Source organism: Micrococcus sp. HSID17227, from assembly GCF_003989405.1.
Lineage (GTDB): Bacteria > Actinomycetota > Actinomycetes > Actinomycetales > Micrococcaceae > Micrococcus > Micrococcus luteus.
The window spans coordinates 1-730 of record NZ_RBLN01000562.1; the positions used below are offsets into that span (position 1 = coordinate 1).

Annotated in this window: 2 protein-coding genes; both read right to left on the reverse strand. The window is 69.5% G+C overall.

Features of this window, described 5'->3' with window-relative positions:
- The coding region (locus D8M29_RS13310; RefSeq protein ID WP_174233391.1) for a prolipoprotein diacylglyceryl transferase family protein at window positions 1-395 on the reverse strand (395 nt) is incomplete at its 3' end.
- Window positions 396-500: 105 nt separating this feature from the next.
- Window positions 501-730, reverse strand: a 230-nt coding sequence (locus D8M29_RS13315; protein ID WP_370450185.1) for a DsbA family protein, incomplete at its 5' end; no start/stop codon positions are given.

Genomic DNA, 730 nt, shown 5'->3' on the forward strand with positions numbered 1-730 from the left:
CCGGGGGCCAGCGCGTCCGCCCAGGCGGGGAGCGGGATGCCTCGACGGCGGCAGCCGATCCAGGCGCCGACCGCGCCGAGCGCGATCGCGCCCCAGATTCCGAGGCCGCCTTCCCAGATCTTGAAGGCGTCCACCCAGTTCTCACCGTCGCTGAAGTACAGCTGGTAGTCGGTGATGACGTGGTAGAGCCTGCCGCCGACCAGGCCGAAGGGCACGGCCCAGACGGCGATGTCGCCGACGGTGCCGGCTTTCCCGCCCCTGGCGCCCCAGCGCCTGTTGCCGAACCAGACGGCGCCGAAGACACCGATGATGATGCAGACCGGGTAGCCGCGGAGCGGGATCGGGCCGAGCTCGATCACCCCGGTCGACGGGCTGGGAATGAAGGCAAGGTTCATGACGGGGCCGACGCTACCTTGCCGGACGGGACGTACGGCAAGCCGTCCGGCAACTTCTGCGTAACGAGGCCCGCCGGCGGCGGGCCGCCGGAGGGTTCTCACGGTTCATGACGACGACGGCGTGGCGCCCACGGTGCCGGGCTTCTTGCCCTTGTTGGCCTCGGCGACCCACTTCTTGATGTTGGCCTCGGAGATCTGCTCGTCGCCCTTCTTCGGGAAGATCGGGTCGCCGTTGAGCAGCGCGGTCGGCGTGCCTTCGAAGCCGCCCTCGGCGAACGCCTTGTTCGACTTCTCGACCCAGCTGTCGTGTGTGCCGTCCTCCACGCAGCTGCGGA